This is a genomic window from Candidatus Thermoplasmatota archaeon, from assembly GCA_034660695.1.
Lineage (GTDB): Archaea > Thermoplasmatota > E2 > UBA202 > DSCA01 > JAYEJS01.
Window position 1 is genome coordinate 1 of record JAYEJS010000074.1, and the last position, 8,763, is coordinate 8,763.

Annotated in this window: 9 protein-coding genes; 4 read left to right on the plus strand and 5 right to left on the minus strand. The window is 41.6% G+C overall.

The features are described from left to right. Positions 1-115 precede the first annotated feature (115 nt). The 4 genes from U9O96_03565 to U9O96_03580 form a co-directional block, all read right to left on the minus strand. A complete protein-coding gene (locus tag U9O96_03565) occupies positions 116-607 on the minus strand; it encodes an ArsR family transcriptional regulator (GenBank protein ID MEA2054182.1) in 492 nt (163 codons plus the stop codon). A gap of 600 nt (positions 608-1,207) precedes the next feature. After that, positions 1,208-2,281 carry an alanine/ornithine racemase family PLP-dependent enzyme gene (locus tag U9O96_03570; GenBank protein MEA2054183.1) on the minus strand — a complete coding sequence of 358 codons (1,074 nt, stop codon included), beginning with the start codon at positions 2,279-2,281 and terminating at the stop codon, positions 1,208-1,210. Then, positions 2,282-3,664 carry a pyridoxal-phosphate dependent enzyme gene (locus tag U9O96_03575; protein MEA2054184.1) on the minus strand — a complete coding sequence of 461 codons (1,383 nt, stop codon included), beginning with the start codon at positions 3,662-3,664 and terminating at the stop codon, positions 2,282-2,284. Between the two features lie 25 nt (positions 3,665-3,689). Next, positions 3,690-4,154, minus strand: a complete 465-nt coding sequence (locus U9O96_03580; GenBank protein MEA2054185.1) for a hypothetical protein — start codon at positions 4,152-4,154, stop codon at positions 3,690-3,692. Positions 4,155-4,290: 136 nt separating this feature from the next. Here U9O96_03580 and U9O96_03585 point away from each other — a divergent pair, with 136 nt between their 5' ends. Then, complete coding sequence (locus tag U9O96_03585; protein MEA2054186.1) at positions 4,291-4,734, plus strand: Lrp/AsnC family transcriptional regulator; 444 nt, start codon at positions 4,291-4,293, stop codon at positions 4,732-4,734. Positions 4,735-4,858: 124 nt separating this feature from the next. On the opposite strand, the gene U9O96_03590 is transcribed toward U9O96_03585, so the two are convergent. Continuing rightward, positions 4,859-5,137, minus strand: coding sequence for an EamA family transporter (locus U9O96_03590; protein ID MEA2054187.1), 279 nt, complete (start codon positions 5,135-5,137; stop codon positions 4,859-4,861). 75 nt (positions 5,138-5,212) lie between these two features. Between U9O96_03590 and mvk the strand changes: the two genes are divergently transcribed. From mvk to U9O96_03605, 3 genes are all read left to right on the plus strand, one after another. Then, positions 5,213-6,121, plus strand: a complete 909-nt coding sequence (gene mvk / locus U9O96_03595; GenBank protein MEA2054188.1) for a mevalonate kinase — start codon at positions 5,213-5,215, stop codon at positions 6,119-6,121. Positions 6,122-6,233: 112 nt separating this feature from the next. After that, the gene (gene trxB / locus U9O96_03600; protein ID MEA2054189.1) at positions 6,234-7,151 is read left to right on the plus strand and encodes a thioredoxin-disulfide reductase; all 918 of its coding nucleotides are present in this window, start codon (positions 6,234-6,236) and stop codon (positions 7,149-7,151) included. Positions 7,152-7,250: 99 nt separating this feature from the next. Next, the coding region (locus tag U9O96_03605; protein ID MEA2054190.1) for a sialidase family protein at positions 7,251-8,763 on the plus strand (1,513 nt) is incomplete at its 3' end.

Consider the following 8,763-nt stretch of genomic DNA (forward strand, 5'->3'; position numbering starts at 1 on the left):
GAAGGTAAATAAAAAAGTGGGAAGGCGTATTCAAAATTTTGTTGAATCCTGCAGATCATTTCTCAAATCATTTTTCCGGTCTGCTTATGGCTTTTTTCATTTTTTGACTACTTTTTCAAAGCATTCGTCTTATTATCCTCATTCCCCTGTAGTCAAGCCTTGCAGATCTCTTCACTATGCATTTCATCTGTATGGAGGTAATGGAAAAATGTCTTTCCACTTCCCTCCCAAGCTCTCCCTCTCCAATAAAATCGTATATTTTATCTTCAATATCCTTGAACGTGTCTTCGTCCATAAGTGCTATAGAAAATACATCCTGGAGCATATCTACGGACGATATCACCTTTATGTGGAATGAGGAATAAAAAGCATGGTATTCTTTTTTTGCTTTGCCTTCCTCCATTCCCCACCTTGCTTCCACCAGTTTCACCTTCTCAAAAAATTTTAAGGCGTATTCCCCTTCCTTTCCGTATTTGTCCCCTATTTCTTCCATGCGTTTCCAGTCTTTGCATACCTCTTCAAAAATTTCTCTTTTTACATTTGAATCAAAGGCCCTCATAAGCCACACCAAATCAGTAATGTCGTTAATCAACTTTGCCTGCGCCATATTTGTTTATCACTATATCGTTTAAATTTCTATGGGTCTGGGCTATTACTATTCCCGCGATTATCGCTGATGCTGACACTGCTGCCATCCATGTAATTTTTTCGCCCAGAAACAGGTAAGAAAATATAGTTGCAAAGACGGGTATGAGGTACACAAAAAAGAAAGGCGTGATATCTCCATTTTTTCCATGGCGCTATACCACAGTACATATGAAAGAAATGTCGGAAACAATGCAAGTAAAATGATCAGTTCCCACGTTTCCACTGGAAAGTTAAAAGAAATTTTTTCTGAAAATGATGTTATCAGTACCAGAAATATTGTTCCGAAAATGGAGGAAATCGTTAAAACCTGCATGGGTTTGTAGTCCTTGTTCAGGCATGATTTGGCTATTATTCCTCCCACGGAATATGAAACCGATGACAATAAAACCAGAACGTTCTCCATTGATGAGCCCAAATCGGAGAAATGAATGTCAAGAGCAATTATAAAGACCTTAATGGGTGACTCATCAATCCAGTGCAATAAAAATGTTGATGGTTTCTCTACCGAACCTAGCTTCTCTGTTCCTGCTTCTCTTCACCCCTACGCCATACTTATACATCACAGATATACTTTCTCTACATAGGGGGAGGTCATGGCTTGCAGAAGGGAGCTGTAGCCGGGAAGGAAACTGATAGCATCCCCTACTTTCACACTGTTATCTTGGGTAAAATCAACTATGAGATGGTCGCTACTGGCTCCCATAATTACTATTCTACCGTTTTCAGGGATGAGCATGTTGGGTACCACATCCTGACGACCCAAAGCTACCAAGCCATGAGCAATGATGCCTTTATCTTCAAACTTGGGAATCTGGCCGAAAGCATCTTGGCTGACTTTACCAGAGGGGACAGAAGGTTTAGGTTGGAGCTCTATCACTTCAGCCCATATTCTAAATGCATCCTGAAAGGTGCCGGGGATAGGTCTTCTATTGACCGTTTCCAGACCTAGGAGAATGCCCTCTCCGATACGAAGATGGTTTATTTTTTCCGGATGACCTTCCTCCATGAGGGTACAAATATTGGCGCTGTTGCCCCCAGAAACGAGGGGCAGGGTGATATTGAATTCCTTTTCCACCTGTTGTGCTATTGCGGCCAATTCTTTCATTTTATCCCAAGTTGGTATTACCCCTCCAAAACAGGCCAGATTGGTACCTATACCCGCCAGCCGTATATCCCTTATCTCCAAAGTCTCTTCCACCAGCCTGTACAGCTTTTTTCCCGGTATGCCTTCTCTTCTGTCTCCCAAATCTACCATAAGTATTACTCTGTGCTCACTATCTTGCATTCTGGCTGCTTTTCCCAGCAATCTCAAGGTTTCAATCTCACTATTAAGACTGATGTCTGCAAATTTTACCACTTCCCAGACCCTGCTGGGACGTGGTATGCGAAGCAGCATAAATTCGGTATTCAATCCTGCCTCTTTCATACGCCTTATGTTGGAAATGCGGGAATCAGCCAGTTGACTAACCCCCCCTTGGAGCATGGCTTGAGCTATCCATTGGTCACCGCATACCCCTTTTGTCACTCCTGCTATATTAATCCCTGATGAGTGGCATATCTCTGCTATAACCTCCGCATTTCTCCGAATTTTGGATAAATCGATCTCTATGCGAGGTAGAAAATTTTCTGCCACTTAGATAACCTCTCCTTCATACAACATTCGGTAGTACTTTTTCCTAAATCCCATTTTTTCATATAGCTGGATGGCTCTTTTGTTGTCGGTTTCCACATGCAATGATAGATCTCCCTTGGTCAGTTCTATCACTTTCTGTAACAGCTGGGTGGCAATTCCTCTCCCCTTAATATTTTTCTTGGTAGCAATATAAGACAGATGGTATTTTGGGAAGAATGTTTTGAATCTTGTCTTGCTGACTATAGCAATGCCAGCCAGATACCCCCGATAGTAGGCACCAAGCACATATCCGTAATTAAAGGCGTTCTCCACCGCCTCCCCAATCTCATCTAAGGGGTCAGAAAATTGAATTAGCCATTCGTCCAATTTCTCTAAAAAAACCTCGTAAGACACTGATAAATCCTTTTTTCTAAGAACCCGTATATCAGTGTCTAATTTACCGTCATTGAGAATGACCACATGCACGCCTTCAGAAATAGACCCTTGCTCAATCTCTTTTATCAGGGCAGCAACAGGGAACAAATTTGATGCTTTAGATCGTATTTTTTCCAATTTTTTAAAGAGGTTTACACATTCTATTAATTCGTCATCCGTAATACCAATAGCTTTGCCATTTGATGCATAGATACTGTTGAGTGCATCCTGTCCGTTATAGCACTGGGCAAATATCAGATTTCTGTTGTATTTGGTTGCCTTGCTTTTAATTTTCTTCATATCGAGCATTAAGATTTTATCGCTCCCTTGTTTGAATGATTCGATGATGGCATTTCCATTGTTGGTACTCACGGCCATGAGCCGAGGAATGGTCTCGATATTTTCATTCACCCACAGTTGCTTAAAACCCAAATGAAGCCCGGATATCGATGACCCGTTGCCAGTTTGGCAAAAAATAGTGTCTATTTCTTTGTTTAACTGCTGGTAAACTTCTTTTGCAATGTACGAAAAGGCATACATGTCCAGAATGTTATTCTGGAGGCCGGGATTGGCATTGTACCAGCCGTATTTTTCTGCATCTTCTCTGCTTTTGGTAACGCAATCTCCATAGGTTTTTCCATATCGTATTATTTTAATATATGGGGCTGAGAGAAATTCTTTTCTCAAAATGCGGTGTTTTTCCGGTACATAGAAATTCAACTGTACGTCAAAATATTGGGAAAGAAAGGCAAGGGATCCACCCACTGTACCATATATACCCATGCATAGGGTTGTGCAACCCTTTGATAACGCATCTCTGATGATAAGATAGGCCAACCGGTCTTCTCTGTGGCCAGAAGGATTATTTCCTTCTAATTTTAGATATATCTTTGAAAGGCCGAACTCCTTTTCTAAATTATGCGCCCTAACAAGTGGTGTTCCCCCTACACGTTTCTTAATATACTGCATAATCGTATTTTCCGATGTCAGGATATCACCTCTCCATTACATTCTCTACAGCCGTTACAAAATCCTTAATTTTCTTTGACAGAGAGATGTCCCCGCCTTTACCTAACCTTATTGTATATCCATTGTTATTTCCTGTCACTTGGATAAGATACACTCCAGTTATCGATCCGAAAATGGAGTAACGGATGGTATTAATCTCATCAACGGGAAAAGAGAAGCATTGCCATCCCTCTTTTTTAGGAATATCAACAACGGTTGCACTTTGAGTGCCAACTCTGTGGTGCCTACGTTTTTTACAAAATATATGATTTCCCACTAACGAAATAACTCCTTTGGACGAGGGATAAATTTCTCTCGAAGTATGCTCTGCTGTCCGGACATCTACTATCACATTACTGACCTGTTTGACAATGCGTCCTTCCGGCCTGATGCAGAATATTTTGCAGTCGCTAACTTTTTTTCCGTGGGAATGGCATTGTTTAAAAATCATTACAAAACACCTTCTGTATTTAATAACAAGAAAGTATAATAAAATGTTTATTATAAGATTCGGCAGTTATTTCAAGGTTTTTTTGCAGATAATGCAGTTAGAATATTTTTTATAGCCGTTCCTTTCTTACCTTTATATGGGGTTAAACAAAAAGGATAAAAAAATAGTTGAAGTCATTCAAAAAGATGCAAGGACACCCATTTCTAATATAGCTAGGAAAGTCGGTCTAAGCGAGAACGGCGTTCGTTATCGACTGGAGAAACTTGAAGAAACAGGATATATAAGGAGCTATATCGCCCTTCTCAATCCGCGGAAGTTTGGTAAAAAACATACTGTTTTGTTCCATATCAAAACAAGGGTAAAAAATACAAAAAATACAATCAAAGAACTGTGTCTCATGGAAGAACTTAATTGCATCTACCAGACAACAGGACAATACACTATTTTTGCTATCGGTCTATTCAAAGATATGGGGGAAATCAACAATTTCGTAAATGCAAAACTCTCTGGATTGGATATGGTGGAATATTCCATGGATATTGTTACAAAGAAAGCAAAAGAAAGCCCTTTCTTTGTTTAAGTGCTCAAATTATGTACCATCTTGGTATCGTCAATTTAACACTAAAGTATAAATGGTGACTATGCTGCACTCTATCTCTTCATGTTTTCCAGAATCATTTCACTCGTTCCTTAAACAAACTGTATCACCCTTCTACGGTATTTATTTTTTCAAATGTCTCATGGTTATAGTGTAAACTAAGATCTTCTATCCACCGATAGGGAAGGTTTGTTGTCACACAAAAACTTTTCCCCCTATGGAAGGCAAGGGAAAGTAATATGAACAACGGCATGGCAATAATATACCTTAACGCACCCAAAAGAATGGGCGATACGTTTTCTAACCCTGCCTTTATCGCGGGAAATGAAAGCCCCCATAGGAGAGATGCTGTTACGGCCAGTATTGCTTCTGCTTTTTTCACCATGGGGTAATGTACATGCTCATTTTAACTTTGATTGTCCAAGAAATTGTTATATATGCAAATTTGATTTGAAATCACATGGGAAAGGGCACAGGTTTTGGGAAGGTAATATTGTTTAATGAGCATTTTGTTGTGTATGGCATTCCTGCAATTGCTTCAGCCGTAGAAAAAAAGACGGTAGCGGAGGTGAAACGCATTCCCAGCGGATTGATTTTGCATGACGAAAGGGATGCTGTACCCGGCTATAAAGAAGAAAAGAAGGAGCACCAGCAGGACTCTCTAAACCGCATCATTAGAGCAATGGGAGTAGATGGCAGTCTGGAAATATGGCTGAGGGGGGATTTGCGGGCGGCGAGCGGCGTCGGCGCCAGTGCCGCCAGCTGCACTGCCATGGCAAGGGCTATAGCTGACGAGTTCGGGCTTGATTATACCGATGGGGAAATAAACGATGTTGCATATGAAGGGGAAAAGGGCTATCACGGCACTCCTTCCGGGATTGATAACACTGCTGCTACTTTTGGCGGGTTGGTGTGGTTCCAGTCCGGAAAGATGGAAAGACTGCAGATGGTCAAGCCCGTTGAAATTGTAATGGGGAACACGGGCGTTGTCGCGAACACAAAAAAGGCGGTTGCTGGAGTGAGAGAGAGGAAGGAAAAGTACAAAGAAAAATACGACAAGATATTTGAGGCGGCAAATGCCATGGTTCACAAGGCAAGGGATGCATTGGTTAGGAGTGACTGGAATATGGTTGGTAAATATATGGACAAAAATCATGAAATGCTGCAGAATATTGAGGTTTCGTCAAAAGAGCTTGATTTGCTGGTTGATATCGCGAGAAATAGCGGAGCATACGGGGCTAAAATGACCGGAGGCGGGTTGGGAGGTTACATGGTTGCTTTAACTCCTGGCAGGGAATTGCAGGAAAGGGTTGCAAAAGCCATGGAAAAAGAAGGGTTTTACGTTTTGAGAACGAGAATAGGTGTGTGAGGCAATCCCAGTCTGTCGCCATTTTCTAAGAGGTAAACTTTTGCCAATGCTATTTTACTGAAGTGCCTGGTATAACAATTTTTAAATCCGATGAGCATATCCTATTGATAAAATGGGTATAGAATTGGCAGTAGTGGGCGCAGGAAGTGCCGGATATGCGGCGGGCATATACGCCGGCAGGGCAGGAATAGATACTGTTATCTTTGATACCGGTATGGGTGGGGGGCTCACAGTTGAGGCGCCGAAAGTGGAGAATTATCCTGGATTCAAAAGCATATCTGGTATAGACTTGATGGAAAAAATGAAGAATCACGCTCAGGAATATGCAAAATTTAAGTTTTATGAAGAAGTGAAGGAAATAAAAAAAGAAGGGAATAAATTTAAACTGACGACGACGAAAGGAGAATATGAAGTTGGAGCCGTAATAATATGCACTGGAACAACTCACAAAAAACTTGGCGTAAAGGGTGAAAAGGAATTGAGAGGGCATGGTGTGTCATATTGTGCTACATGCGACGGTTTCTTTTTTAAGGATAAAGATGTTGCCGTTATCGGGGGCGGGAGCAGTGCGCTTATAGAAGCGATATATCTCAATCAGGTTGGATGCAAAGTCTCAATAATACACAGAAGGGACAGATTGAGGGCGGAGAAATCATTGGAAGAGGAAGCCTTGGACAAGGGGATAAAAATAATATGGAACAGTGTCGTTGAGGAAATAGTGGGCAAAGATAGAGTCGAAGGCATGAAAATAAGAAATGTTGAAACGGGCGAGATAAAAATAATACCGGTTGATGGAGTCTTTATTTCTATAGGGGAAACACCACGGTCAGATCTTGCAAAAAAGGCAGGAGTGGAAACAGATGAATATGGCTACATAAAGACTGATGGGATGCAGAGAACGAACATAAGGGGCGTATATGCCGCAGGGGACGTAACAGGAGGTGTAAGACAAATAGTGACGGCGTGTGCTCAAGGGGCAAAGGCAGCGCTTACATCAACGAAAGTGTTGGGAAAGATGTACCCGTTCTAGAAAAATAAAATCAGCAAATCTGTATCTGTAATAGGCACAAATGGTTTCATTCGACAATTATTTAAGTCGGTAGAATATTCATGGCTCGGAGGCAAAAACATGAAAGAAAAAAAAGCAAAAAAAATGGCTTTAGGTATAGTAATAGCAGCTATAACAGCGATGATGGTAATACCGATGGGTATTATTGCTTCGGAAGGCAGCAAAGACACGGCAAGCGTATCTCCATTCCAGTTTGACAACGCACAGAGGGCGCCATTCGAACTCAAGGAATTAGGAACGGGAACGGCTACTACAGGAAACACAGGTAATGTGTTAGTCACTCCAGATAGCCCGGAGGATGATTGTCTGCCAGCAATTACGATAGACGGAGATGGAAATATTGTTGCCACGTGGACACATACAGTTGGCCTTCTGGAATCGAATATTGGACTAGGCTATTCCCAGGATGGCGGTAACAGTTGGATATCTAGATTGGTTATACTGGAGGGGGTGCTGATGTTTTCGGATATTGCCTATGTACATGGTGCAGATTTTGAAGGTGGTGGAGATTTCAATGGACTGTGGGGAGTATACGGTGATATTCTCAATAATAACCCCAGTTTCTATCGTATGTCGGATATAACCAATACTGAGACCTACGAATTTTATTCCTGGACAACAGAATACGAAGATATTACGTATGCCTGCATATCTGATAATACATGGTACAAAGAATTCAATTATGATGTAACAGGTCCAACAAATATGTACATCTATCATGTAGTTTACAGTGCATACGATATCCCTGATTGCCCAGCTCACTGGTATGTAGATGGCGCGCTCGAAGCAGGTGGCGTTGGGTATTTTGACGCTCAGTCAGAATTAGTGACGGCTCCTGCCAAAGACCCGGACATGGCATGTCTGCATGACTCTAATCCTGCTCAAACATTAGATGACTATGTACTCCTAACATGGCAGCATGACAATCAGACCACGGGGAAAAGTGAAATTGTACTAAAGAAAATAGTACCGGAGGAAGAGCCAGATATAGAATATACATCGTATCAGTGGTATATTGCAAAGGGCGATACATTTGATGCAGCGCATCCAAATATTGGAGCATCTGGAAGCAATGCGGCAGTTGTTTACCAGACGACCGACAATATTTACGGAGACTGGGATATAAAATGCGCCTATAGTAGTGACAATGGAGAAACATGGGAAACCAGCATGGTTGCAGAAAGTCATCCTACAAATGAGGTATATCCAGCAGCTTATATGAGCGGCAATACTGTATTCTGCACTTACATCAGGGAAGGAAATCTTTATCTTGTGAAATCTGAAGATGGCGGAGCGACTTGGGAAGAGCCAGAACAAATAAATGAGGAAGATGGAACGGTTGTTGCAGAAGAAAACTCAGTTGATGTACATGCGGGAGGAATCGTCTGGGTTGACACCAGAAATGGAAATAAGGACATCTACTATGCACCATTGCCCTGTGCTATAATCAATGTCAAGGACATATCTGGAGGAATGGGAATTTCGGCGACAATTACCAATACAGGAACAGAAGATGCAAGCAACGTGGACTGGTCAATTGAACTGACAGGACTGATATTCATTGGCAAGGAAA